Source organism: Providencia sp. JUb39 (assembly GCF_012272845.1).
Lineage (GTDB): Bacteria > Pseudomonadota > Gammaproteobacteria > Enterobacterales > Enterobacteriaceae > Providencia > Providencia lanzhouensis.
In genome coordinates this window covers 35,751-61,205 of sequence record NZ_JAAWXD020000001.1, presented here as the reverse complement: position 1 = coordinate 61,205, position 25,455 = coordinate 35,751, and the positions used below count along the sequence as shown (strand labels likewise).

The 25,455-nt window shown below is 43.0% G+C and carries 21 protein-coding genes; 6 read left to right on the top strand and 15 right to left on the bottom strand.

Annotation, left to right across the window (positions count from 1 at the left end):
• The first annotated feature begins 97 nt into the window (after nucleotides 1-97).
• On the top strand, nucleotides 98-1,075 hold the full coding sequence (gene pfkA, locus HFU86_RS00235) for a 6-phosphofructokinase (protein WP_132497045.1): 978 nt from the start codon (nucleotides 98-100) through the stop codon (nucleotides 1,073-1,075).
• A 183-nt stretch (nucleotides 1,076-1,258) separates the two neighbouring features.
• The gene (locus HFU86_RS00230) at nucleotides 1,259-2,272 is read left to right on the top strand and encodes a sulfate ABC transporter substrate-binding protein (RefSeq protein ID WP_187129798.1); all 1,014 of its coding nucleotides are present in this window, start codon (nucleotides 1,259-1,261) and stop codon (nucleotides 2,270-2,272) included.
• A 90-nt stretch (nucleotides 2,273-2,362) separates the two neighbouring features.
• Here the strand turns inward: HFU86_RS00230 and HFU86_RS00225 are convergent, their stop codons facing one another.
• The 3 genes from HFU86_RS00225 to HFU86_RS00215 all read right to left on the bottom strand — a co-directional run bounded on the left by HFU86_RS00225 (nucleotide 2,363) and on the right by HFU86_RS00215 (nucleotide 5,472).
• Nucleotides 2,363-3,343, bottom strand: coding sequence for an OmpG family monomeric porin (locus HFU86_RS00225; RefSeq protein WP_187128474.1), 981 nt, complete (start codon nucleotides 3,341-3,343; stop codon nucleotides 2,363-2,365).
• A 535-nt stretch (nucleotides 3,344-3,878) separates the two neighbouring features.
• On the bottom strand, nucleotides 3,879-4,649 hold the full coding sequence (tpiA, locus tag HFU86_RS00220) for a triose-phosphate isomerase (protein WP_036950832.1): 771 nt from the start codon (nucleotides 4,647-4,649) through the stop codon (nucleotides 3,879-3,881).
• A 196-nt stretch (nucleotides 4,650-4,845) separates the two neighbouring features.
• Entirely contained in the window at nucleotides 4,846-5,472 is a 627-nt protein-coding gene (locus HFU86_RS00215; RefSeq protein ID WP_132497047.1) for a DUF1454 family protein, read from the bottom strand.
• 52 nt (nucleotides 5,473-5,524) lie between these two features.
• Here HFU86_RS00215 and HFU86_RS00210 point away from each other — a divergent pair, with 52 nt between their 5' ends.
• The gene (locus HFU86_RS00210; RefSeq protein ID WP_187128473.1) at nucleotides 5,525-5,947 is read left to right on the top strand and encodes a DUF805 domain-containing protein; all 423 of its coding nucleotides are present in this window, start codon (nucleotides 5,525-5,527) and stop codon (nucleotides 5,945-5,947) included.
• An 11-nt stretch (nucleotides 5,948-5,958) separates the two neighbouring features.
• Here the strand turns inward: HFU86_RS00210 and fpr are convergent, their stop codons facing one another.
• The gene (gene fpr / locus HFU86_RS00205) at nucleotides 5,959-6,705 is read right to left on the bottom strand and encodes a ferredoxin--NADP(+) reductase (protein ID WP_154609494.1); all 747 of its coding nucleotides are present in this window, start codon (nucleotides 6,703-6,705) and stop codon (nucleotides 5,959-5,961) included.
• A gap of 442 nt (nucleotides 6,706-7,147) precedes the next feature.
• Between fpr and emrD the strand changes: the two genes are divergently transcribed.
• On the top strand, nucleotides 7,148-8,332 hold the full coding sequence (emrD, locus tag HFU86_RS00200; RefSeq protein WP_036950922.1) for a multidrug efflux MFS transporter EmrD: 1,185 nt from the start codon (nucleotides 7,148-7,150) through the stop codon (nucleotides 8,330-8,332).
• 54 nt (nucleotides 8,333-8,386) lie between these two features.
• Here the strand turns inward: emrD and HFU86_RS00195 are convergent, their stop codons facing one another.
• The 3 genes from HFU86_RS00195 to HFU86_RS00185 all read right to left on the bottom strand — a co-directional run bounded on the left by HFU86_RS00195 (nucleotide 8,387) and on the right by HFU86_RS00185 (nucleotide 15,112).
• Nucleotides 8,387-12,436 carry a hypothetical protein gene (locus HFU86_RS00195; protein ID WP_187128472.1) on the bottom strand — a complete coding sequence of 1,350 codons (4,050 nt, stop codon included), beginning with the start codon at nucleotides 12,434-12,436 and terminating at the stop codon, nucleotides 8,387-8,389.
• Nucleotides 12,437-12,684: 248 nt separating this feature from the next.
• The gene (gene glpK / locus HFU86_RS00190) at nucleotides 12,685-14,211 is read right to left on the bottom strand and encodes a glycerol kinase GlpK (protein WP_132497051.1); all 1,527 of its coding nucleotides are present in this window, start codon (nucleotides 14,209-14,211) and stop codon (nucleotides 12,685-12,687) included.
• 70 nt (nucleotides 14,212-14,281) lie between these two features.
• A complete protein-coding gene (locus HFU86_RS00185; RefSeq protein ID WP_036950846.1) occupies nucleotides 14,282-15,112 on the bottom strand; it encodes an MIP/aquaporin family protein in 831 nt (276 codons plus the stop codon).
• A gap of 305 nt (nucleotides 15,113-15,417) precedes the next feature.
• On the opposite strand from HFU86_RS00185, the gene zapB reads away from it, so the two are divergent.
• The gene (zapB, locus tag HFU86_RS00180) at nucleotides 15,418-15,657 is read left to right on the top strand and encodes a cell division protein ZapB (RefSeq protein ID WP_132497052.1); all 240 of its coding nucleotides are present in this window, start codon (nucleotides 15,418-15,420) and stop codon (nucleotides 15,655-15,657) included.
• A 234-nt stretch (nucleotides 15,658-15,891) separates the two neighbouring features.
• Here zapB and rraA read toward each other — a convergent pair whose 3' ends face one another.
• The 7 genes from rraA to priA form a co-directional block, all read right to left on the bottom strand.
• Nucleotides 15,892-16,410: a ribonuclease E activity regulator RraA gene (gene rraA / locus HFU86_RS00175; protein WP_154599550.1), complete on the bottom strand. Its 519-nt coding sequence runs from the start codon at nucleotides 16,408-16,410 to the stop codon at nucleotides 15,892-15,894.
• A gap of 119 nt (nucleotides 16,411-16,529) precedes the next feature.
• The gene (locus tag HFU86_RS00170; RefSeq protein WP_036950853.1) at nucleotides 16,530-17,447 is read right to left on the bottom strand and encodes a 1,4-dihydroxy-2-naphthoate polyprenyltransferase; all 918 of its coding nucleotides are present in this window, start codon (nucleotides 17,445-17,447) and stop codon (nucleotides 16,530-16,532) included.
• Between the two features lie 185 nt (nucleotides 17,448-17,632).
• Nucleotides 17,633-18,967, bottom strand: a complete 1,335-nt coding sequence (hslU, locus tag HFU86_RS00165) for an HslU--HslV peptidase ATPase subunit (RefSeq protein WP_108479178.1) — start codon at nucleotides 18,965-18,967, stop codon at nucleotides 17,633-17,635.
• A gap of 11 nt (nucleotides 18,968-18,978) precedes the next feature.
• Nucleotides 18,979-19,509, bottom strand: a complete 531-nt coding sequence (gene hslV, locus HFU86_RS00160) for an ATP-dependent protease subunit HslV (RefSeq protein WP_006660514.1) — start codon at nucleotides 19,507-19,509, stop codon at nucleotides 18,979-18,981.
• A 167-nt stretch (nucleotides 19,510-19,676) separates the two neighbouring features.
• Nucleotides 19,677-20,516, bottom strand: coding sequence for a cell division protein FtsN (gene ftsN, locus HFU86_RS00155; RefSeq protein WP_187128471.1), 840 nt, complete (start codon nucleotides 20,514-20,516; stop codon nucleotides 19,677-19,679).
• A gap of 72 nt (nucleotides 20,517-20,588) precedes the next feature.
• Nucleotides 20,589-21,617: a DNA-binding transcriptional regulator CytR gene (gene cytR / locus HFU86_RS00150; protein ID WP_036950860.1), complete on the bottom strand. Its 1,029-nt coding sequence runs from the start codon at nucleotides 21,615-21,617 to the stop codon at nucleotides 20,589-20,591.
• Between the two features lie 290 nt (nucleotides 21,618-21,907).
• Entirely contained in the window at nucleotides 21,908-24,106 is a 2,199-nt protein-coding gene (priA, locus tag HFU86_RS00145; RefSeq protein WP_187128470.1) for a primosomal protein N', read from the bottom strand.
• Nucleotides 24,107-24,331: 225 nt separating this feature from the next.
• Here priA and rpmE point away from each other — a divergent pair, with 225 nt between their 5' ends.
• The gene (gene rpmE, locus HFU86_RS00140) at nucleotides 24,332-24,547 is read left to right on the top strand and encodes a 50S ribosomal protein L31 (protein WP_036950864.1); all 216 of its coding nucleotides are present in this window, start codon (nucleotides 24,332-24,334) and stop codon (nucleotides 24,545-24,547) included.
• 99 nt (nucleotides 24,548-24,646) lie between these two features.
• Here rpmE and HFU86_RS00135 read toward each other — a convergent pair whose 3' ends face one another.
• Nucleotides 24,647-25,387 (bottom strand): outer membrane protein, encoded by a 741-nt coding sequence (locus HFU86_RS00135; protein ID WP_187128469.1) that lies wholly within the window; start codon nucleotides 25,385-25,387, stop codon nucleotides 24,647-24,649.
• Nucleotides 25,388-25,455 lie beyond the last annotated feature (68 nt).

The window sequence follows — 25,455 nt, the reverse complement described above, 5'->3', positions numbered from 1 at the left end:
TTTGCGGTTAATCCGTCAGTGAGTCGCAGTGAATATCAGTGCAGTGCGGTGGTTTTTTCATAGATTTGCAATTTATGTTCATTAATCAGAGGTCATCATGGTCAAGCAGATTAAAAGAATTGGAGTGTTAACGAGCGGTGGAGATGCACCGGGTATGAACGCAGCGATCCGCGGCGTAGTACGTGCAGCTCTTGCGGAAGGTTTAGAAGTAATGGGTATTTTTGATGGATACCTCGGCCTTTATGAAAACCGTATGAAGCAATTAGACCGTTATAGCGTTTCGGATATGATCAACCGTGGCGGTACATTCTTAGGCTCTGCTCGCTTCCCTCAATTCCGTGATGAAAAAGTCCGCGCGGTAGCGGTTGAAAACCTGAAGAAAAACCACATTGATGCACTGGTTGTTATTGGTGGTGATGGTTCTTACCTTGGTGCTAAATGCCTGACTGAATTAGGTTTCCCATGCATTGGCTTACCAGGCACGATTGATAACGACGTTGCTGGAACAGACTACACCATCGGTTATTTCACTGCGTTAGAAACCGTGGTTGAAGCGATTGACCGCTTACGTGATACATCGACTTCTCACAAACGCATCTCTATCGTTGAAGTGATGGGGCGTTATTGTGGCGATCTCACTCTCTCTGCGGCAATTGCAGGCGGCTGTGAGTTTTTAGTTCTGCCAGAACAAGAAATGCCATTTAACCGTGAAGAGTTACTGTCAGAAATCAAACGTGGGATTGAAAAAGGTAAGCGCCATGCAATCGTTGCGATCACCGAGCACGTTTGCGATGTGGATGAGTTAGCAAAATACATTGAAGCAGAAACTCATCATGAAACTCGTGCAACTGTATTAGGTCACATTCAGCGCGGTGGTTCTCCGGTTGCTTATGACCGTATTTTGGCTTCTCGTATGGGTGCATACTCTATCCAACTGCTGCTGGAAGGCTACGGCGGGCGTTGTGTGGGGATCCAAAATGAAAAATTAGTTCACCATGATATTGTTGATGCGGTCATGAACATGAAACGCGTCTTCAAGAAAGATTGGCTGGAAACAGCGAAAAAACTGTACTAATTTCTCACCTCTATTATTGCAAATCTCACCGATATGGTTGGCATTATGCTGACCATATCGGCGAAGATTGCCCTTGTTCCCCTCGATATTCCTCTTATTTATAAGATTTACCTTTTCGGTATTTCCCGTTGCCGTGGGTATCTGTCAGCCTGATTCCGTATTCAATTAATGGAGAAAAGAATGATGGTACGTTTCTGGCAAAGTTCACGCTATCCAATAGCGGCATTTTCTTTATTGTTATTAACTGCGGGAGCATGGGCGAAAGATATCCAAATTTTAAATGTCTCTTATGACCCGACTCGCGAATTTTATCGCCAATATAATCAAGAGTTTGGTGATTATTGGAAAGCAAAAACGGGGGATACTGTGACGGTGCGCCAGTCTCATGGCGGTTCCGGTAAACAAGCCACTTCGGTGATTAATGGGTTAGAGGCAGATGTAGTGACGCTAGCTTTGGCATACGATGTGGATGCGATTGCACAAAGTGGCAAAATTAATCCAGGCTGGCTGAAAAAACTACCCGATAACTCTGCACCCTATACTTCAACCATTGTCTTTTTAGTGCGTAAAGATAACCCGAAAAATATCCATGATTGGGATGATTTGATCCGAAAAGACGTTTCGGTTGTGACGCCTAATCCGAAAACATCGGGCGGCGCACGCTGGAATTATTTGGCTGCATGGGGATATGGATTAGAAAAAAATCATAATGATCCAGAGAAGGCAAAACAGTTTGTGAAGCAGCTTTATCAAAATGTTGAAGTGCTAGACTCTGGCGCGAGAGGGGCAACCAACAGCTTTGTAGAGCGTGGAATCGGCGATGTACTGATTGCGTGGGAAAATGAAGCGTTGTTAGCCATTAATGAGTTAGGCGCGAAGGGGGATTTTGAAATTGTTACCCCGAGTATTTCCATTTTGGCAGAACCAACCGTTGCTGTTGTCGATAAAACAGTGGATAAGCGAGATCACCGTGAAGTGGCACAAGCTTATTTAGAGTTTTTGTATTCACCTAAAGGGCAAGAAATTGCCGCAAAAAACTATTATCGTCCGCGAGATGCTCAAGTAGCCAAAGAATATCAAAACCAGTTTCCACAATTGAAATTGCTCACCGTGGATGAGAATTTTGGTGGTTGGCAACAAGCGCAGAAAACGCATTTTGCTAATGGTGGGATCTTTGATAAAATCATTCGCCGCTAATCGCTAACGATTTGAAGACCAAATTAAGCTCCTAACCGTCCGCTATCATGGCGGAGCGGCTAGGAATTTATAACTGCCGAATGTTTATCGCTACCAGCTATATTTCACGCCTAGCTGACCGAGATACATCGTTTGTTTATTACTGTTTCCTGATGTTTTTTCACTGCCTTTTGGGTATTTCCATTTAGTGGGTTCATAGGCAACGCCGCCCCATAATGCTAACTTCGGTGTTATTTTGTATTCCACTTGAGTTCCGATACGGTAGCCATTACGTAGTTGCTGAGTGATTGAGCCTCTATTGTTGTATTCATTATCATTAATGAGATAGCGGAAATAAGGGGAAATGCTCCAGTCTTGATTAATAGTCACGGGTAAGCCAAGGCGAATTTGGCGTTGTAAGGATTGGGTGGTGAACTCATTATCCCACGCTTTATCACTGTAATAGCTGACTTTGGCTTTAATGCTATTGGTGAGTTTATAACTCACGCCCACTTCAGATTCAAATTCGTAGTTATTGGCCTCATAGAAATTACTGTAGTAGTAAAGCGCGCCCCAATAATTAAATGTCCATCGTTCATCAAGGTTGATTGAACCGGAAGGCATAACCCAATAGAGGCTGTTGGATGAGCGGGCTTTAGAGCCTGGAGTTACATCATTGGATTCTTTGCGGTAGGTGAAATTGATATCGAGGTTGGAAATTTTATCTTTAATGAACTGTTTGGTTACACCGATTTGGGTTCGATTACGAATGTAGGAATCTCTGGAATTGGAGAAGTTTTTTCCGTGATTTCTTAAGGTTTCTCGGTGTTCGAGATCAAACGACCAAGTGGATGCCGGATTACTCAGCGATAACTTACCTATCATACTGGCTTTGTCATACACTTTGTTATTCTGTGAATCCCGCTGCCCTTGATACTCTTCGAGCTCGACATACACATTGGTTTTAACGCGCCAATGATCATCACTGGATTCAGATTGACTGTATTGAGAATAACTGGCGGTAGGGAAAATGATTGCTGTGCTAAGAATTACAGTATTAAGAATTAAACCCGTTATAGACTTCATATTCATCCTTTATAGAATGCTTTAATTATTCAATGATTGAAAATCAATGGGCTTACAGATTAATTATAATAAGCAAGAACCTGTTGAACTCTTTGAAGAGGGACTCCACTATAATTAATAAGAAGCCATTGATTTTTATTACGTTACTAATTTAAAGAGAACAGAACAAAAATATCAATAATGAAAAATCGGCGAGCCGATGCAAGCAATCTAAATGAATTATCTTGAGGCTGTCTATGGTTAATTTTTGATGGTATAGGCATTTAAATTAGTGGGTTAGCTAACTTTTTATTACCTAGTGGGTTGTGTTTGTTCGATTTTTATTTATATTTACAATGAAATTGAAGTTTGTCTGATACTTATATTTTCTTTTATTTTGCAGTGGTTTTTTAAATGTAAAGTAATGGTTTATATTTTTAATTAATGATTTTTTAAATTCTTTTTTTATTATTTTTTATTTAATAGAAGGAAAAATAAAACCGTCTATTTAACGTTAAATTAAAATAGACGGTTAAATGGAGTGATTAAATACAGAATTTAATTACTTAGCTTTTTTGGCTTCAGCTGCAGCTTTAACAATCACCGCAAAAGCGTCCGCTTTTAAGGACGCGCCGCCAACTAAAGCACCATCGATATCTGGTTGAGTGAATAACTCAGCAGCGTTGCCTGCGTTAACAGAACCGCCGTATTGAATGATCACTTGCTCAGCGACAGCTGCATCTTTTTTCGCAATGTGGCTACGAATAAATTTATGTACGGCTTGTGCCTGCGCTGGAGTTGCTGATTTACCGGTTCCGATTGCCCAGATTGGCTCATAAGCGATAACAGCACCTTGGAATGCTTCTGCACCTAATGTGTTCAGGACTGCATCGATTTGACGAGCACAAACTTCTTCTGTTTTACCAGCTTCGTTTTCAGCTTCGCTTTCACCGATACACAGAACTGGGATTAAACCTTGTTCTTTCAGTACTGCAAATTGTTTTGCAACGAACTCATCGCTTTCTTTGTGATAAGTACGGCGCTCTGAGTGACCGATGATGATGTATTTTGCACCGACATCTTTCAGCATTTCAGCAGAAATTTCGCCAGTGAATGCGCCAGACAGGTTGACGTCAACGTTTTGTGCGCCTAATGCAATGCGGCTGCCAGCGATAGCGTGTTTAGCTTGAGTTAAGTACATTGCTGGTGGCGCAATTGCTACGTCACAGCCATCAACGCTGCTCAGTTCGTTACGCAGGCCAGCAATCAGTTCATTGACCATCTGGGTACTGCCGTTCAGTTTCCAGTTACCCATTACCAATGGATGTCGCATGTTATTTCCTCCAACCAAAAAGTTTGAATGATTTATCGATTAGTTTTTCATCACGCGATCAAGGTATTACGCGCAACGAGACGTTTCTGTCGCTGTTCCTGCATTATAGGAACAATGGATAATAATAGCTTTGCTTTTCATCATGCTTATTGCTAGAGCGTGATCATCATCCATTTCGCGTGTTTGTTGCTCTCAATTATTTACTGCTTTCGCTCGCTTGTTGCTCTAGCTTAATCGGTTCAACAGCAAAAGTAAGCACATTATTGTCACTTTTTACCAAAATATATCGCAATGCGCCTAATCTCGCTTCTTCTGCGCGGGTTGGGGCTTTATTGGTCATAAATTTGTTCAGCGCTGCGGTCAGCTCAGGGGCTTTATCCAAAGAAACATTAGGATCAAATTGATGAATAATAGCGATGATATAGCGCTCAATTAATTGGCGACTTTCTTGGGCGTCAGCTTCGTTATCAGTAGGCAATAATGTGATTTGTAAGCTTTTAATTTTCTCACTACCCCGTTCGAGGACGGCAGATGAGTATATTTGTTGATTAATCCGTGATGCGGCACGAATGTAGGGCACGGATATATCTTGGCTAGCAATCACTTTGTATTCGTGAAGATACAAATCTTTATAGGTTTGATTAAATTGACTACGTAGCTCTGGGATCGTGAGATTAAAGGTTGGCGCATCAGGCGCTAAATACGCGACGCTTAAGTTGGTATCAGGTAACGTCGGTACCTTTTGGGAAAGTGCCATTTGTGGAAAATAGCACACAAAAGCGGTTATGATGATGGACATGGAACGGAATATTGGTTGAGCCATTTTTTCTGCCACTTATTCTTCAGAGATTAATATTGTATCAGGATTACACACAATGACATTACTACAATGGGCTTTTTCCTTTAAAGGCAGAATTGGACGACGACCATTTTGGGCGGGTGTTGCAGGCTGTTTTATTTTGATGACCCTGATTTCTCTCTTTCAAAACGCGTTTTCATTACCGGATGTCGTTGTGGTGGTATTGTTTATTTTGTTGCTGTATCCCCTTGCTGCGATTTTCACTAAACGTCTGCATGATAGAGGTAAACCGGGAGGATGGTTTGCTTTAGTCGTGTTAGCTTTTGCCCTTTTTTCCTTTGATGTCAGTCAATTGGCGGACATTTGGCAATGGGGAATTGGACGCTTTCTTCCATTGCTGATTACGATGATGATGCTGATTGATTGTGGCGTTTTTGTAGGAATGGAAGGTGAAAATCCGTATGGAGAAAAGACAGATAAAGTCGATTATCTGTCTTAGCAGTTAGGCTATTACCAGTACTGTTCGCTGGTAATATGCCCCGGTTTACGGCGTAAATGTTTAACTAACCCGTGGGTTTCTTTGAGTTTATCCCGTGTATCTCGCACCATTTCTGGGTTGCCACACAGCATGATGTGGCATTTATCTGCATCAATCGGCAACCCAACAAACTCTTCCAATTGATGATCTTCAATTAATGCGGGAACCCGTCCATATAGTGAGCCGGGGGCGTGTTCACGGCTCACAACAGTGACAATGCGTAGTTTTCCTTGGAATTGCTGCTCTAATTGCTGCATGAGCGGCAGGTAACTCAGATCTTTTTGGTAACGCACGGCATGCAGTAAGACGATTTTTTCGAAACGTTCTAGCCCTTTATTTTCTTGTAAAATAGAGAGAAATGGACCAATAGCCGTACCTGTCGAAAGCATCCAAAGATGTTTACATTCTGGGATTTCATCTAGCACAAAGAAGCCAGAGGCCTCATCGGTGATTTGCAGTGTATCGCCGATTTGTAGCTCAGCGAGCTTCGGGCTCAGTTTTCCATTGGGAACAATGACGAAATAGAATTCAAGGCGGTTGTCGCTGGGGGCATTCACGTACGAGTAGGCACGGGCAACGCGTTCCCCATTAACTTCAAGGGCGAGTTTAGCAAATTGTCCTGCAATAAACGGTTGAATAGGCGCATCCACCACTAAACTAAACAAGGTTTCTGTCCAATATTTGGCTTCAACCACCCGACCTGTTACCCAATTCGCCATAAATTTGTCCCTCTTATCGAAAAAGCCTCAGAGAAAGTATTCAACAGTGTGAATTATTTAAGATATACATTGCTGAACTTAATAGGATTTCATACTAGATCAGTTCATTGTTTATGCTTATCGATAAAGTGTTTTAGTGGATTGTTCTGCGAATGAGGAATTTGGTAATTTTAATGTACAGTTAAGTTGACAGAGGTGGCGAATATTACTGCCAACGTGAAGTAAATTAAAATGGTGTCCTACCTCGAAAAATTCATAAATTTTGTTATCTTTATCACACAAGAACAACATCAATTGTTTGCTAGTTATATAATTCCAATGTAATGGGCAAAACAACGAATAAAAATCTATTATTTAATCCTGAGTGCAACTGTTCGTGTTATTAAACTTTAATAATACGGCGCTATTGTGTGCTCAGGAATTGTGAATGTCTGAGAGCAAAATGAGAAAGCTTGAAAATTTTAATCTGTTGCTAATGTTGATTGCCCTCGCTGCGGTTGGGCAAATGACTCAAACTGTTTATGTTCCCGTTATTGCTGAAATTGCGGTGTATTTCGGTGAACCTTCGGGTGCCGTACAGCGCGTTATGGCGGCGTATCTGTTTTCTTACGGTTTTTCCCAGCTACTGTATGGTCCGTTATCTGACCAAATTGGTCGCCGTCCGGTGATTTTAGCTGGGTTATCTATCTTCTTAATTTCAACGATTGTCGCTATTTTTGCCCCAACATTGACGGTATTGACAGTCGCGAGTGGTTTACAAGGTTTAGGTACAGGGGTTGCTGGCGTAATGGTGAGAACCATGCCGCGTGACCTGTATAAAGGCACTGCGCTACGTTACGCCAATAGTTTGCTCAATATGGGGGTGTTAGTGAGCCCACTGTTAGCGCCTATGTTTGGTGGGATACTGGCGCACTTTTTTGGCTGGCACGCCTGTTATATTTTCTTATTCTTGTTGGGTGGCGGGGTGTTATTCAGTATGTATCGCTGGATGCCGGAAACTCGTCCTATTTCTCCTGAAAAACATAATTTAGTGGCGTCATACCGTGAATTATTATCTAACGGTTCGTTTCTTTCGTATTTGACGATGTTGATTGGTGCGCTGGCGGGAATTGCCGTTTTTGAAGCTTGTAGCGGTGTATTGATGGGCGGCGTGCTAGGGCTAAGCAGTATTACTGTCAGTATTCTGTTTATTCTGCCTATTCCTGCGGCATTTTTTGGTGCTTGGTATGCGGGGCGTGAAGGTAAGAATTTCTCCACCTTGATGTGGCAGTCTGTACTGATTTGTTTAGCTGCGGGCATCATGATGTGGGTACCAGGTTGGTTTGGTATCATGAATACATGGACACTGTTGGTACCTGCCGCCATTTTCTTCTTTGGTGCTGGAATGTTATTCCCGTTGGCGACTACTGGTGCGATGGAGCCATTCCCATATTTAGCCGGTGCAGCAGGGGCATTAGTGGGTGGTTTACAGAACGTAGGTTCTGGTGTCGCAACATGGGTTTCAGCGTTAATGCCACAAAATGGCCAGTTTAGCCTTGGTTTGCTGATGTTCTTGATGTCGATGCTGGTGGTGCTGTGTTGGTTACCGCTAGCACGCCGAATGAGCCATACCGAGCGTATGGTTTAATTTAGAATACTGATTAAGTTTTATGTTCAGGGAGCAAATAAGCCCCCTGATTTATTATGCAACCAACGGTATGAAATGTGCTGACTCAACCCATTGAGTGGCCTGTTGTTGTGCGCTAATTGTGTCCTCTTTCATTCCTGCCATTTGTGAAATCAGCGCGTTAAATTCTACGGGGCGATCATAGTTTAGAAATTCCTTATTTTCTGCGAGTGTATTTTGGTCATTCTGTCCAATAAATATAGAATTAGCAGCTACGTCATCTTGTAAGTGGATATCGGAATATATTTTAATACCTGCGATCTTTAAATCTGGGGTGCTGTCTATGGTTCCTTTGATAGTCAAAATTCCATCTTGCTCAAAAAGGTACCAAGGTTCCAAAGGTGCAGATTCTTGAATTTTATCGTTTTCATCATAAATACAGAGTGTTACCCAATAAGTATTATTATTGTAGGGTAGTCCCAATTCTCGAAGATTGACTTGTTGATTAAATTGGACGTCAGAAAGTAGCCGTACTTCGGATAGGTCGGTGACTTTGGTAGAGGACGCTGGTGCATTGTAATCCAATAAATTCAAATGGTTAGTTGGTAAAAATTTGGCTCCTGCATTGATTTTATTCTGATTGGTTAATGGAAAGTATTGCTGATGGAGCCGCCCTTTTTCGACCCATTTTGCACATAACGCTCGGCTATCTTCACTGACTGACCAAAATAATTTATTGCCTCGCCAGTAATTATCTATCTGTAATTGTTCCGGAACGTTTTTACCATCACCATGAATATATACGCGATTTGTCAGCGATTCTGGATTTTTATAGTGAAAGATCTCAGTGTCAGCTCCATTTTCCGTCTTAATAATCTTGAGGCTAACTATCTCCCCCTTATTGGCAATGTTGAGGTTAAGTTCGTTATCCCTCAAGGAAATTTTTAGGGATTCGGTGAGTAGACCGGATGGCGTGACATAGGTGATCGTCAAACTATAAGGGGAACCTGAATGCTCCTGTTGGATCAATTGCCCGATAGTTTGAGTCACGGTGAGGTAGCTATAGGGGTGCTGCGAGCCATCAGGTAAAGGAAGAAATATGCCATTAAGTTGGTAGACGGAGACATATTCGCCTGGGACTTCACTTTCGTTAATTTTAGATAAAAAATGTTGAGCCAAGTAAATATAGTAATCTGAATGCGCTAAGAATGCGTCGTATTGATCGCTGTAATGGGGATAATCTATTGGGTACATCGCCGGTATAATTTCATTATCCGGATTAGATTCACGATAGGTTGTATATTGTTGGCGATACGAATCATATGCCATATTCTGACCGTGGCTTTTGGCTGAATATGGGTAACCAGCTATTGTAGTGTGCCGGAGATTAAAGCCATGTCCAAAGAGTTCGTGCCACAAAATACTGGGTTTTGATATTCCACCACCAAAATTCTGGCTTGCGAATCCAATAGTTGGTGATGTGCCACCTTTCATATTTAGCGGCTCGGTAGCCATGTAAAAAAATTCGCTAGACAGCTTTGTTCTTCGCGCTGCATTTTGACTATCTAAATAACTCCATTCAATTTGAGATACTTTAGGCTCTGCAATTTTACTGGGAGCATCATATAAAGGGTGAACCAGCTTAGTTTTATCAGTATAACCTGTATCATCTTTAACGATATAAGGATATAAAGCCGGTTTTTGAGGGATAGGGGGATAGCTATATAAGGTTAGCTGGTGAACGGGTAATTTAGCTAGCGCTTCTAATCCCCAACTGAGAGGGGAATAAGAGTAAGTACCGTGTCCATCTTGGTAAAGCGTTTTATGCGCGACATGTGCAGTGATGGGCTTTATCTTTTTGACTCTAGCAAAGAAACTTCCTTCAGTGGTATAGAAGGGAAATGGTGTACCCTCGCCAGGCATTGCGTATTCAGCTTCAACATTTTGGATGCCATATTGAGTTATTGGTATACCCCCCGCTAGAATTTGCATCTCCATATCAGGTTGAATCCATTTTCCCTTTATCGGCGCGGTATAGCTGTAACGGTGCCAATCTTTAGCTTCGAAGCTAGGCGTATTAGGCGGTGGGGTGAGAGCGGTTGGAAGATTTGATGGACCTGTTAAAACCACTTTCTCTAATTCAATTCCCTCTTTATCTCGAATAATGGCAACAATATCGGGTGCTGTAGCCTCAGATGCACTGGTAATATCAATTTTTAATAAAGCGGGTCGGTCAGCCGTTAAACTGAAGTATTTAGTATGGGGCTCAAGTAAGTGTGTTTGAGCTAACTGAATACTGTGTATTTGCAGGTCGCTTGGCACGGGGTGATGACGCATTTGAGGATGATGATAAATTGGATCTGGTAACGTAAAAATACGCTGACTTGGAAGGGATAGATAAGGTGCTTCTTCAGATTGTAGCTGGATAGACATAGGGGTGGAAACAGAGCCATTTTTCATAATGGCAATAAAATCAAACTGGTCATTCCCACGGAAAGATTGTTTACCATCAGGTATATATTGCCATTCTCCGGTTATTTCGTTTAATACAACCTCTCCAAATAATGGTGCTTCAATAAGCTGAAAATACTCAATTTCCTCATGAAATGGCAAACTTCCAGACAGCACACCTACGTGAAATTGATTGGCGATACCATGGGGATTTTCTGCAATAAGGATAGGGTGTAACTGCTGATTTTTTAGCTGAAATTGGGAAACAATCATGCCGCCACAGGTAATGACAATCTGGTTATTTTTATAATGAGCGGAGATAAGTGGGAGTTCAAGATCAGCGAGTTGCTGATTAACATAGTCTTCGATTTCGGCTGCAAGTCCTTCCCAGGAATCGTGTGGTGATAGGCTGATATCATCCAGTCTTAAAACGGTATTCAACCGTGAGCTATTTATTTGAATTGAAAAATAATAGCTATTATTTCGAGTCTCTTCTGTGAGTGCGAATGAGTTTATCGACGTAGAAGGTAATGACAGTGTCTGTTGGTAGCCATCAGGGTTGAATAAAGAATGTGGGGCAGGTTGCTCAACCGAGGTATTTTCTGTGGTAATCAAGGGAGTGTGATGAATGAAATCATCAGGAATAAATTGAACTGATTCTTGCCCTGAAAACCCCCACCCTAAGCGGATATTGGGGGCATTATCTTGTGTCGTGGTGGTGATTTTAAAGTGAACTTGCTGCCCCTTTTGGGTATGTTTAATCACGATTTCGCCACATTCATCTTGAGCATTAATTTGATGAGTGTACTGATCAATATCCAGTGTGAGGTTATAGGGATGATATTGTGTATCCACATAGAGGATAAGGCGTTCAGATTTAGGCACGGTGAGAACGCCTTCATAAACCCAAGTGGTTGGCTCTATTTGTTGAGGTAATCCGCTGAAATAGTAAGTTAAATTATCTAGAACATAATATTTTTGCTCGGAGCTATCTTCATGGAATGCAGGGGTGGCAGTGACGGATATCCCTGGTTGAGAATATTGAGCGAAAATCGTTGTATCTTGCTCAGATGCTGGGGAGTCTTGTATGTATTCTAGCTCGTCAAGAAGCAATTGAACTGGCTTCGAGATAAGCGTTGTATCATTTTCAATAATCAGTAAGCCGCCGCCAGTCAATTCAAGCCAATGTCGTGCCAGCTCTACTTGCAGATCGTTAGCATCACCCGCAAGAATGAGCATGCCATAATGACGCTCTGATTGGCCGCTTGGAAGTAGTAACTCAACAAATTGCGATTGAGAACGAGGCTCTCCATCGCGCCATTGATGAGGGGAGTTAAAGCTATCAACCCATAAATTATGCAATGGATGGAATTTAAACCCTGAAAAATCATCTTCATATAGAGTACTTAATAGATAGTTTTTCCGCTGCTCTCCCGGTAAACGAGGCTTATCCAGTAACCAGTTTGTGATATCAAAAGCGGCTTGTCCTGAATGTATTTTCTGAGGATCGTCTTGTAGCCCTTCTAAGTAAAAACTGTCTGTGTGGATTTTTGCAACTCGTCCTCGATTTTTGTATAGACCAAGCTCTAAATATCCATGCTGTTGTGCTTGGGATGTGAGTTGTGCACTGGATTGATTGGTGTGTATCAATGCATATTTTTTCCGGTTATCCATAACCTTCACTCCTGAAATAATCTAAAAATAATTATTTATAAAATAATTCATAAACATAGTTATTGCAGGGACGAATTCTAGATAAGCAGGTGGGAGCTTTCTAATTTATTATTCATCTATGAGTGATGTTTTTATTTATTAGCGAATTACTTGAGATGTTGCGATTCGTAGTCACCAGTAATAAAAAAGCAGTGTCGGAGCACTGCTTTGACGGTTTGTTTAGCAATATATGTCGTGATATCGAAAAGTTAAGCGCGGTCTTCCCACTCTTGAGCACGAGCGACCGCTTTTTTCCAGCCTTCGTATTTATAATTGCGCTCAGTGGTTTCAATACCCGGTTTAAAGACACGCTCAATGTTGGCTTTACTTTGCAGTTCATCCAAACTTTCCCAGAATCCAACGGCGATACCTGCTAAGTAAGCGGCACCTAACGCGGTGCTTTCACGGACTTCAGGACGCTCTACAGAGGTGCCGAGAATGTCAGATTGGAACTGCATCAGGAAGTTGTTCGCAACAGCACCACCGTCCACACGCAATGCTTTTAGGCGTTCACCGGAATCGGCTTGCATCGCATCGAGAACATCGCGGGTTTGATACGCGATAGACTCCAATGTGGCACGGATAATGTGGTTGCGGTTTGCCCCACGCGTTAAACCAAAGATCGCGCCGCGCGCATACGGATCCCAATATGGAGCACCTAAACCAGTGAATGCAGGTACTACATACACACCGTTGCTGTCTTTAACTTTGGTAGCGAAATATTCGGAGTCCGTAGATTCATCAATCAGTTTCAATTCGTCACGTAGCCACTGGATAGAAGCACCGCCCACAAACACAGCACCTTCAAGGGCATAGTTCACTTCGCCTTTAGGACCGCAAGCAATCGTAGTTAATAGGCCATGATTGGAGCGAACCGCGGTATCACCGGTATTCATCAATAGGAAGCAGCCAGTTCCGTAGGTGTTTTTTGCCATACCGGATTTTACGCACAATTGACCATACAGTGCCGCTTGTTGGTCACCCGCAATACCCGAAATTGGGATACGCGTACCGCCTTTACCCCCAATGTTGGTTTGTCCGTAAACTTCAGAGGAAGGGCGGACTTCTGGCAGCATGTTACGAGGAATATTTAATGCTTTAAGGATTTTGTCATCCCATTCTAAATTACGAATGTTGAATAACATGGTACGAGAAGCGTTGGTATAGTCAGTGACGTGGACGCGACCTTGAGTCATTTTCCAAACTAACCAAGTATCGACAGTACCGAACAGTAATTCACCTTTTTCTGCGCGTTCACGAGCACCCTCGACGTTATCGAGGATCCATTTTACTTTGGTTCCTGAGAAGTAAGGGTCGACCACTAAACCCGTGTTTTGGCGAATATACTCTTCAAGTTCTTTATCGTTCGTTTTTAAATGGGTACAAAAGTCAGCGGTACGGCGGCATTGCCAAACAATCGCATTATAGACGGGTTTACCTGTCGCTTTCTCCCAAACAATCGTGGTTTCACGCTGGTTGGTGATACCGATACCTGCTACTTCATCGGTACGAATGTCGGCTTTAGCGAGAACTTCAATTAACGTCGAACTTTGCGTTGCCCAAATTTCCATTGGGTCATGTTCTACCCAGCCTGGTTTTGGGTAAATTTGTGTGAATTCGCGCTGGGAAATACTGACGATATTTGCATCATGGTCGAGAACGACAGCTCGTGAACTGGTTGTGCCTTGATCAAGAGCGACAATATATTTTTTAACGATATTGGTTTCTGTTGTCATAATTTAAACCTGTTCAGCAATGGGTTAATCTGGTTTTAGGTAAACCCAGTTTTGGAAATAAGAAACGGTATTAAGAGGATTTTTTCTCTTCTTCATCAGACTCGCAAGTCATGCAAGGCAGATGGCGACCAATGAGTTTACGATAACCGAATGCCCCTAGCAGACCACCAACAATCGGTGCAGTCAATGGGACAAGGAAATAAGGAATATCACGTCCGCCAGTCAGGGCAATATCACCCCATCCTGCTAAATAAGCCACGACTTTCGGACCAAAGTCACGCGCTGGGTTTAAGGCGAATCCAGTCAATGGACCAAAAGAGCCACCGATAACCGCAATTAAGATACCAATTAATAATGGTGCTAATGGACCTTTAGGAACGCCATTGCCATCATCAGTTAAACCTAAAATTAAGCAGACTAAAATGGCGGCAATCACCACTTCAATAAAGAACGCATGGAACACGCTGATTTGTGGCGCAGGGTAAGTTGAGAAGACACCCGCTGTAAACAAACTTTCTTGTGTGCCACGAACAATATGGTGAACTTGTTCGTAATCGAAAAAAACAGGGGAATACATTGAGTAAACTAGGGCGGCAGCACAAAAGCCCCCGAGCATTTGAGCGATAATGTAAGGAACGACTTTTCGCTTATCGAAACACGCGAATAACCATAATGCTAATGTGACGGCAGGGTTTAAGTGAGCGCCAGAGATGCCCGCAGTCAGGTAAACAGCCAGTGCGACGCCGAAGCCCCAAATCACACTAATTTCCCAAAGACCTAACTGAGCACCCGCAATACGTACAGCCGCGACACATCCTAAACCAAAAAAAACCAACAGAGCAGTTCCAAGAAACTCCGATATACACTGACCAGTCAGTGTTGAAGGTGTCATTTTGCTCATAAATGTTCATCCTGCAATAGTTGTTAAGAGAGGTGTTTTGCACGAGTATAATTTTCTCTGCGAAAATTTATTCTGTTAATTTAGCGAGAAAAAAGATAATCGAATATTGCGATTTGTGAAAACTGTGTGTCAAATCACCAAAAAACGAAAGCAAACAATCATTTTTAAGGTCGAATTCAAACATTTGAATAGTCACGGGCGAGACAATTAAAAGAATAATGTTTGTAATCAAGTGTAAGTCACTGGACACAGAGGATCATGCTACTTACAATCGAGGGAAAGCGCTTATAAAGGGAGATCCGAACATGTCATTTGAAGTATTTGAGAAACTAGAATCCAAAGTTCAACAAGCCATCGACACCATCGCATTAATGCAAATGGAAATTGATGAACTGAAAGAACAAAACAGTGCATTAAGCCAAGAGTTACAAGCCAACAAATCAGGTACTGAATCACTGATTCGTGAAAATGAACAGCTGAAGCAAGAGCAGGCGACTTGGCAGGAACGTTTACGGACCCTTCTCGGCAAGATGGAAGAAGTCTAATCTCCTCGTCATACTTCGCATTGTAGGGATGTTGGCTGCACTCAGTTATCCTAGTCACATACTTTTGTATGCTCCTAGGAATACCTTCGTTTGCCGCCTACCTACAATACGAATTATTTAGAGGAATGTAGGAATCTGTTTTCTGCAAGAAGTGAAAAACAGAAAATAGAAAACAGAGTAGAAAAGAAAAAGGCAGATAGTGATATCTGCCTTTTTTGTGGAATTTGGTGGGGATTATTCGTCGATGGTTTCGTCGAAATCGTCGTTGGCTGCTTGGCTAAGCGGTTCTTCGGATAAAATAATACCCGTGTTATCGGCATACAGATAATCGCCGGAGAAGAACGTCACGCCGCCAAAATTAACGCGGATATCGCTTTCGCCGATACCTTCGTCAGGGCAACCCGCAGGAATAGCTGCAACCGCTTGGATGCCGAGATCTAACTCCATTAATGCATCCACTTGACGGACGGCACCGTAAACCACAATACCTTCCCAGCCATTGTCTACCGCTAATCGCGCGAGTTCAGCGTCAATCAGTGCTTTACGCACTGAACCACCGCCATCCACCAGCAAGATGCGCCCATGGCCGTCTTCTTCCAGCAAATCATACAGAATGCCATTATCTTCAAAGCATTTTACTGTAATGATTTGACCGCCAAATGAAGTACGTCCACCAAAGTTGGAGAATAAAGGTTCTACTACATTAACGCTTTCTTGGTAGATGTCGCAGAGTTCGGAAGTATCATATTTCATAGGATTTAGGTCTTTTTTGCTGCAAGAGGAAGGTCAGTATATCCCTTTTAGTCACTGATTGGCAAAATTCCCGCCAGAAAATAAGCGGGAAAAGTCAAAAAAACAGCAAATAATTGAGACTATTTACTCAGGATAACCCCAAGGGAGAATAAAACGTTGGTGACTAAAGCGATTTTCACCATATTTTCTAACATTGGGCGCATCCCTTCTGGGGTAGGATCAGAAAGCACTTTGCGTACATGATTCATCAGCATTGGCACCGCCAATAAGAATAACCAGCCCGCCCAACCTGTTAAATAGAGTAAATTGAAAAATACCAAACATAAGATGGAAACGATGATGATAATGGCGTGGTACATGCGCGCGCCTTGTGGACCTAAACGCACTGCTAACGTGTTTTTACCCGCTTTAATGTCGTTTTCAATATCACGCATATTATTGATATTTAAAACAGCTACAGACAGTAAACCGCAAGCTGTTGCTGGTAGGATAGTGATGATATTAAAGCTATTCGCTTGTAGGTAAAAAGTACCAATCACACTTAACCAACCAAAGAAAATGAGAACGGAAATATCCCCAAGACCAAGGTAGCCATAAGGTTTTTTACCGACGGTATACGTAATGGCAGCCACGATAGCCACTAACCCTAAACCAAGGAATCCGATGGCATCTTCTGGTTTTTCGCACGCGACAATAATCAACAATAGACCGGAAAGGCAAGCCGCGAAGATATTCAGCTTCAGCGCTTTTTTCATATCTTCTTTGGTGATGACGCCTTTTTGCATTCCACGTAGAGGTCCTATGCGTTCAGCGGTGTCTGAGCCTTTAATCGCATCGCCATAGTCATTGGCGAGGTTAGATAAAATTTGTAATAAGCCCGCTGTGATAATAGAAAGCAGAGCGACGGGCCACTTAAAGTTACCCGTGAAATAGGTCAATGCGGATCCAGTGACGATGGCAATCACCCCTAATGGTAGGGTTTTTGGTCGTAAACTTTCTAGCCAAGCTTGTTTGCGGCTGATTGAAGATGAGTTCATGTAATTTATTCACCGTACTCGTGATATTTCAATGGGTAACGTGGCTTTGCTGCTGAGTGACCGTTTGAATTATTGGGAGTAAATGTTCTTATTAAGTTGGATTTTATATGTCAAAAGTGCAGCAAGATTGCTGCACTTTAGCTAACATCCATTAAGGATACATGAAAACCTGATAATTAATAAGATTATAAAATAAATCTACTCAGGTCTTCGTCTGCTACCAGTTCGTCTAAGTGCTGGCGGACATACTCAGCATCGATTGTGATACTTTGTCCGTCGCGCTCGCTGGCGTCGAAAGATATATCTTCCATCAGACGTTCTAGCACTGTATGTAAACGACGCGCACCGATATTCTCGGTTGATTCATTCACTTGCCATGCAGATTCTGCAATTTTACGAATACCATCTGCGGTGAATTCAACGCTAACACCTTCTGTTGCCATCAACGCTTTGTACTGTTCAGTCAAAGAAGCATTAGGCTCAGTTAAGATGCGCTCGAAATCTTCAGTGGTCAGCGCCTGAAGTTCAACACGAATTGGCAGACGACCTTGCAGTTCCGGAATCAAATCAGATGGGCTAGAGACTTGGAATGCCCCAGATGCGATAAACAGGATGTGGTCAGTTTTCACCATACCGTGTTTGGTTGAGATGGTGCAGCCTTCGATTAATGGTAATAGGTCACGCTGAACCCCTTCACGGGACACATCTGGACCTGAACTTTGACCACCGCGTTTACAAATTTTATCGAACTCATCAATAAACACGATACCGTTTTGTTCAACCGCTTCAATGGCTTGTTCTTTCAGCTCTTCAGGATTAACCAGTTTTGCCGCTTCTTCTTCCACCAGCAGTTTAAAAGCTTCTTTGATTTTCATCTTACGAGGCTTCTGTTTTTGACCTGCTAAGTTTTGGAACATAGATTGTAACTGGTTGGTCATTTCTTCCATGCCTGGAGGAGCCATGATTTCAACGCCCATTGGTGCTGCGGAAACTTCAATTTCAATTTCTTTATCGTCTAACTGACCTTCACGTAATTTCTTACGGAATGCTTGGCGTGCTGGTGATTGCTCATCAACAGGTTCTGCTTGTCCCCAGTTATTTTTTGCTGGCGGGATCAATACATCAAGAATACGTTCTTCTGCCATTTCTTCGGCACGATAACGGTTTTTCTCGATAGACTGTAAACGCACCATTTTTACCGCAGAATCGGTAAGATCGCGGATGATAGAGTCAACTTCTTTACCTACATAGCCCACTTCCGTGAACTTAGTGGCTTCAACCTTGATGAATGGCGCATTTGCCAGTTTGGCTAAACGGCGTGCGATTTCGGTTTTACCTACCCCGGTAGGACCAATCATCAGAATGTTTTTGGGAGTCACTTCATGGCGTAAATGCTCATTTAACTGCATACGGCGCCAGCGGTTACGCAGGGCGATAGCAACAGAACGTTTAGCTTTATGTTGACCAATAATATGGTTGTCGAGTTCGCTGACAATTTCGCGTGGAGTCATTTCGGACATGCTAGCAATCCTTATGATTTTGAAGAAATTTCTTCAAAGTTGACATTATGGTTGGTGTAAATACAGATATCTCCCGCTATCGCGAGGGCTTTTTCCGCGATTTCGCGAGCGCTTAAGTCTGTATTTTCGAGAAGGGCGCGTGCTGCTGATTGTGCATATGGGCCACCAGAGCCAATCGCAATCAGGTCATTTTCAGGCTGAACGACGTCGCCATTACCCGTAATAATTAACGAAGTGTGTTCATCAGCGACGGCAAGCAGTGCTTCTAATTTGCGCAGCATGCGGTCGGTACGCCAATCTTTGGCTAATTCCACCGCCGCTTTAGTGAGATGTCCTTGATGGAGTTCAAGTTTGCGCTCGAACAGTTCAAAGAGTGTGAATGCGTCTGCGGTGCCACCGGCAAATCCTGCAATGACTTTGTCGTTATATAAACGGCGTACTTTGCGGACATTGCCTTTCATGACGGTATTACCCATCGTCGCCTGTCCATCACCACCGATTACAACTTGGCCATTACGGCGAACACTTACGATTGTTGTCATGAGTTAGCCCCTGGTTGTATTACAAAAAGAATGCAGTTGATTTCATTTTTTGATAGATAAATTTCAAGTGATAGTGGTCTATTCACTATCACTTGAAAGAGATTGATCTCAAAAATAACTGCTTACGAGTACGTTAAAACAGTAGATGGGGGGGCGGCGGGGATTTTTCAACCCCCAGAAGCACGAAGAATACAACCACTCACACCAACGCCTGCTGCACGGTCACGCATGTTTTCAGCGGTGGACTTAGAATATGGGCCTAATACGATGCGATGCCAGCCACCACCTGCGGTGACGCGACTTTCGATACCTGCAAATGCGAGAGTGGCACGTACTGACTCAGCCTGTTCTGCTGTTTTAAATGAACCGCATTGCACGAGCATATTCTGCATTTTATTCACAGGCGCTGTCTCAGGTTTAGGTTCAGATTTCACTTCCGGTTTTGTGACAGGCTGAGCTTGCTGAACTGGCGCAACTGGACGTGTTTCCGGTTTTTGCTCGATAATCGACGGTTTGCGTTGAGTCGGAGTTTCAACGGGCTTAGCTGGTTCATTGATCACCACTTGTGAGCGCGGTACCGGCTTACCATTAAATGGCACTTCTTGCAGGTTGGTCACAGGTTGACGACGATCAGAATCCATTTGTTCTAACAATTGGCGCTGTTCGGTAGTGAGATCAGACTGACGAATATTGCCGCTATTTGTGCTAGGTTGCGATGGCGAAGTGTAATCTTGCCAAGGTTCTTCCAGTTCCCTTTTATAGCGCCAAGGTTCTTCAGGTTTAGGTGGCAGCGTGCTACCCGGTTTTGCAGCTTGAGTGGGGAGTGCAGTTTGAGGCGCTTCTTTTTTATTATGAGTAATAAAAAATAGCCCACCAACGAATAACACCACAATAGCGACCGCCACAATTAATGTGGTTAGCGGTAGCCCTTGGGCCTTCTTCGATTTGCCTTTGCCTTTTTTACGAGCGGACGACCGTCCTCGAGCTACATAATCTTTTTGTGCCACGCTATTAATTCACTAGTTGTCAGTTGTTAATCGTTATTTAGGTCATATGTTACTTAACCTTAACGATTTTGCCTAGCATTTAGGCGCTTTTGTACTCTCTCTAACGATTAAATCAGAATCTAGGAGACGAGAACCTGCGGTGACACTATTTCCGTGTAGCTGTTCTAGCAATAATAGCATCGCATGGCGACCAATTTCCCTGCGGGGGTGATTGATGGTCGTCAGTGCGGGTAATGTATATTTGGCTTGCTCAAGGTTATCAAAGCCGACAAAAGAGATATCGTCGGGAATGTTCAGACCCATTTTCTTCGCTTGCCACATGGCACCGAATGCCATGATATCAGTATGGCAGAAAACGGCAGTCGGTGGCTCTGGTAAAGAAAGTAATGTTTTTAATGCTTCAGCGCCGCTTTCATGAGAGAAATCCCCACGTACAATATAGCTCTCTCTTAGCCCTTCTCCGGTGCGTAACATGGCTTTTTTATACCCTTCTAAGCGGTATTGGCTATGTGGCATCTCTTCAGGTCCTGCGATACAAGCAATACGTTTATGACCTTGTTTTAGCAGGTAATGGGTAGCATTGAAGGCCGCGGTGAGGTTATCAATATGCACCGTTGGGAGTTTTAACTCTGGCGCGAATTCGTTAGCCATCACAATTGGCGGTAGATTTTTTTGTTCTTCGGTTGAGACATCAAACGGTAAGTTAGAGCCCAACAGAACCATGCCATCAATCTGTTTGGTAATGATCAGGTTGATAAAGGCATTTTCTTGTTTCTGTTGATGTTTACAGTCACCAATCAGCACAAAGTAACCTTCGTGAGCAGCCACTTCTTCAATACCGCAGATCACATCGCTGAAGAATGGATCGCTAATGTCTGGGACGATCGCGAGAATAGTTTTGGATTCATTGCGTTTATAGCTGCGGGCAAGGTTATGAGGATAATAGCCAACATCTAAGACAGCTTGCTCAACTTTTTGGCGTGTTTGCAGGGAGACTTTTTCAGGGTTCATCAATGTCCGAGAAACGGTGGCTGTTGATACGCCAGCTGCGTTCGCGACATCTTTCATGGTCGCCGTATTATTGTGCTTTTTACTTTCCACAACGCCTTCCTTTGTCTAGTTAATCGATTGCTTTTTTTTGAATGGCGCGAACACGTCATTTTGTTAATTAAAAGACATTCTAAAGAGTTTCACAATAATATCTGTTACCTAGTTTGCATAAAAAGTGTGACTTGCATCATTTTTTAGAGCTGCCTCGCAAATTTTGAAAATAGTTATAGTGATATCCACTTAATCCAAATTCTTAATCCATGTATTTATGGCAAAAAATGACGGTTTAGTTATTGTTGTCAGTTAGTTACAGTACCTATTTTTCAGGTAAATTAGTGCTGTTAACCATCCGTAGGGTCCACATCAACATTCCATTTTACCTTGCGGCTTTCCGGTTGTTTTAGTAACTCAGGTAATAATTGCGCCATAAACTGTTGCAGATAGGCGCGTGATGGATGTTGCAATAAAAGCTGCCAGCGAAAACGTCCGCCTCGTTTGGCTTGAATAGACGGTGCAGGACCTAAAATCCATAAGCGTGAGTCACTTTGTGGGTGTTGGCTAATATATTGGCGAACATTCTGTAAAAATTGCCGTGAATCCTGATTATTATGATCTTCAGAGCGGATCAAAATATGGCTAGTGAACGGAGGGAGCATTGCCACTCGGCGCTCTTCAAGGGCTTCTGCGGAAAAGGCGTTATAGCCACTTTCTAGTAAGGTGAGCAGAAGAGGGTGTTCTGGGTGGTGAGTTTGTAAGAATACTTCTCCTTGCTTGCCTGCTCGCCCTGCTCGTCCTGAGACCTGCACATATAATTGTGCGAAACGTTCGGCGGCTCTGAAATCGCTAGAAAATAAGGCGCCGTCTACATCCAGCAATGCCACGAGCGTCACATCAGGGAAGTGGTGTCCTTTCGCCAACATTTGTGTGCCAATCAAAATTCGCGCACCACCTTCATGGACTGCGTTCAAATGTTGCTCCAGTTCCCCTTTGCGGCTAGTGGTGTCGCGGTCAATGCGGGTGACGGGCACATCAGGAAATAGCTCGGAAATCCCTTCTTCTAGCTGCTCGGTTCCCATCCCGACAGGCACTAAGTGCGTCGACCCACATTGCGGGCATTGGCGCGGAACAGGGCGTTGGCTATCACAGTGGTGGCAGCGTAACTGATGAAAATTTTGGTGCAAAGTATAGTAATGATCGCAACGCTGGCATTCCGCTATCCAACCACATTCATGGCAGATCAGTGCAGGTGAATAACCTCGTCGGTTTAAAAATAAAATCACCTGATTATTTTGTGCGAGGTGATTTTTAATATGTTGGATCAGTAAATGGGATAGTCCAAATTTAAGTGGCTGCCCTTTTAAATCAATCAAATGCTGCTCAGCGGGACGGGCGTTTCCTGCACGGATAGTGAGATTTAATTGACGATATTTATTCTGTTGAACATTGCTCAGTGTTTCGAGTGATGGCGTCGCAGTTCCCATGATAATTGGGATATTTTCTTTTTTTGCACGGAAAACCGCCAAATCACGGGCATGGTAGCGCCAGCCATCTTGCTGTTTATACGAACTGTCATGCTCTTCATCGATAATAATAATGCCAAGACGAGCAAATGGCGTGAACAAGGCAGAGCGAGTCCCGATGATAATGCCGTTAGAGCCTTGCTTTGCCCGTAACCAAACCGCTAAGCGTTCACTGTCATTGAGCGCAGAGTGCAATACATCGACAGGCACATTAAAGCGTTCACGGAAGCGATTAATGGTTTGTGGCGTTAAGCCAATTTCGGGGACCAATACCAAAGCCTGTTTTCCTTGCGCCAGAATATTTTCTAACACACTCAGGTAGACTTCGGTTTTTCCCGATCCGGTGATCCCCGCCAGTAACCACGGCGAAAAATTATCATCTTCTGCGCGAATTGCGCCTACAGCAGTGGCTTGTTCGCTATTGAGCCGTAAACGTTCTCCACTCACGGCAAACTGTGATTGCCATTTTTCCGCAACCGGTTGAACAGGGTGCAACTCGGCATACTGTTTTTTCTTTAATGCTTGCAGGGCGCTTTCACTGATTTCAAGCTCACTAACTTGATGGCGATAAACCGGACGGCGGCGTAAGAGCGCTAATGCTTGCTGCTGTTTTGGGGATCGTTTTAGCTCATTCAGATCCGCCGCTTGGCCTTCTTCAGTCACTTGCCATTGCCAGATCGGCGTAAATTCAGCAGGTTTCCCTTGGCGTAGTAGGGTCGGCATCGCGTGAAATAATACTTCGCCAATTGGGTAATGATAATATTGAGATGACCATAGCAGCAGCTGCCAGAGATCGTCGGGGAACAGGGTTTTTGAATCTAATACCAGCTCCACGGCTTTGAGTTGGTCTTCGGGAAACTCGCTTTTATCGCTCAGATTGACAACCACACCAAGGGCTTGGCGTTTGCCAAAAGGTACCATGACCCGCCCACCGATGACGGGGACTGGCATATTTGCACCCAAGAGATAATCAAATGTGCGATTTAAAGGAACAGGTAACGCCACCTGAACGACGATCATAGCTGGATTTCCGTCTGTTTTTTGTACAAAAAGATGAGGGTATCCTGTTAGAGTACCACAAAAATCATGCTATTTTCATTGCGTGATAAACAGATTTTCTGTATGATCCGCCGCCTTTGGTATCAATTAATTTTGTTTTGCCAATAAACTAAATTTAATCAACACGACGTGTGGTGTCCGGCGTTAGGGCTGGAATGGCGACACGGCCTTATTAGAGGTTCTCCCATGAAAAAAGGTATTCACCCTAAATACGAAGAAGTTACTGCAACTTGTTCTTGCGGCAACGTAATGAAAATTAACTCAACAGCTGGTCACTCTCTGAACCTGGACGTTTGTGGTAACTGCCATCCGTTCTATACTGGTAAACAACGTGATGTTGCTACCGGTGGTCGTGTTGATCGCTTCAACCAGCGTTTCAGCATCCCAGGTGCTAAAAAGTAATAAAACCTGTCACGTTGAAGTTGATTTAACGTATTCAGTAAGAAAACCTGTTCAATTGAACAGGTTTTTTATTGCCTAAAATTCACTGAATTAGGTGTATTAAAAACGGTAGGCGACCCCGAACATAAGATCGTGGCTTCTGAGTTTTATGGATGAACTATCCGCAGAACCGTGATTAAACGTATTCGATGTTGATATCTGATATTTTCCCGCATCTAAAAAACGATAGCCAAGATCAAAGGATAAATTATCATTTAGAGCATATTGGCTACCAATACCTAAACTCCACGCAAAGTTATTTAATCTTTTTGACCGAGAGTCGGAAGCTTCCCAAAATCCTTGCGGGTGGTTTACAGTAACGTGGATCATTTTTTGGTATTTGGTACTTGCTAAACCAAGCCCTAGAGCGATGTAGGGTGTAAACGGAGTATCATTTTTCATATCGTAATAGGTATTAAACATGAGTGTTGCGAGGGTGGCATTGTTTTCCATATTGACTGAAGCGGACCCTTCTGTTGGTGATGAGACCTTTTCTACGTTATAACTAGCTTTGGATTTTCCCCTCATACTCAACTCTAATTCACTACGAATTGGCACTAAAAATTGCGGATAAAAATTATAGCCGACAGCAATCTGATTGCTAAAAACGGACTGACTTTGATCATCAAATTTTTGCGTAGTGAATGAGCTCTCAGTGGGGCCTTTTGTTTGTAGACTAGCATCAAAAGTATTAATAACTGAGATGCCAATTTTACCTGATAGGTAAACACTGTTATTACCGGATGCTATTGCTAAATTAGCAAACAACAAGCAACTCAAGGTTAAAAATAAATTACTCATGACTAAGCACCAGTTAATTGTTTCAAGTAGAGACCTAGCTTTTATTTTTATGGTTGATAACGTATATA

Excerpts from the sequence above, each read along its gene's own strand:
- pfkA (WP_132497045.1), top strand. The coding sequence starts at position 98 with ATGGTCAAGCAGATTAAAAGAATTGGAGTGTTAACGAGCGGTGGAGAT.
- HFU86_RS00230 (WP_187129798.1), top strand. The coding sequence starts at position 1,259 with ATGGTACGTTTCTGGCAAAGTTCACGCTATCCAATAGCGGCATTTTCT.
- HFU86_RS00225 (WP_187128474.1), bottom strand. The coding sequence starts at position 3,343 with ATGAATATGAAGTCTATAACGGGTTTAATTCTTAATACTGTAATTCTT.
- tpiA (WP_036950832.1), bottom strand. The coding sequence starts at position 4,649 with ATGCGACATCCATTGGTAATGGGTAACTGGAAACTGAACGGCAGTACC.
- HFU86_RS00215 (WP_132497047.1), bottom strand. The coding sequence starts at position 5,472 with ATGGCTCAACCAATATTCCGTTCCATGTCCATCATCATAACCGCTTTT.
- HFU86_RS00210 (WP_187128473.1), top strand. The coding sequence starts at position 5,525 with ATGACATTACTACAATGGGCTTTTTCCTTTAAAGGCAGAATTGGACGA.
- fpr (WP_154609494.1), bottom strand. The coding sequence starts at position 6,705 with ATGGCGAATTGGGTAACAGGTCGGGTGGTTGAAGCCAAATATTGGACA.
- emrD (WP_036950922.1), top strand. The coding sequence starts at position 7,148 with ATGAGAAAGCTTGAAAATTTTAATCTGTTGCTAATGTTGATTGCCCTC.
- HFU86_RS00195 (WP_187128472.1), bottom strand. The coding sequence starts at position 12,436 with ATGGATAACCGGAAAAAATATGCATTGATACACACCAATCAATCCAGT.
- glpK (WP_132497051.1), bottom strand. The coding sequence starts at position 14,211 with ATGACAACAGAAACCAATATCGTTAAAAAATATATTGTCGCTCTTGAT.
- HFU86_RS00185 (WP_036950846.1), bottom strand. The coding sequence starts at position 15,112 with ATGAGCAAAATGACACCTTCAACACTGACTGGTCAGTGTATATCGGAG.
- zapB (WP_132497052.1), top strand. The coding sequence starts at position 15,418 with ATGTCATTTGAAGTATTTGAGAAACTAGAATCCAAAGTTCAACAAGCC.
- rraA (WP_154599550.1), bottom strand. The coding sequence starts at position 16,410 with ATGAAATATGATACTTCCGAACTCTGCGACATCTACCAAGAAAGCGTT.
- HFU86_RS00170 (WP_036950853.1), bottom strand. The coding sequence starts at position 17,447 with ATGAACTCATCTTCAATCAGCCGCAAACAAGCTTGGCTAGAAAGTTTA.
- hslU (WP_108479178.1), bottom strand. The coding sequence starts at position 18,967 with ATGTCCGAAATGACTCCACGCGAAATTGTCAGCGAACTCGACAACCAT.
- hslV (WP_006660514.1), bottom strand. The coding sequence starts at position 19,509 with ATGACAACAATCGTAAGTGTTCGCCGTAATGGCCAAGTTGTAATCGGT.
- priA (WP_187128470.1), bottom strand. The coding sequence starts at position 24,106 with ATGATCGTCGTTCAGGTGGCGTTACCTGTTCCTTTAAATCGCACATTT.
- rpmE (WP_036950864.1), top strand. The coding sequence starts at position 24,332 with ATGAAAAAAGGTATTCACCCTAAATACGAAGAAGTTACTGCAACTTGT.
- HFU86_RS00135 (WP_187128469.1), bottom strand. The coding sequence starts at position 25,387 with ATGAGTAATTTATTTTTAACCTTGAGTTGCTTGTTGTTTGCTAATTTA.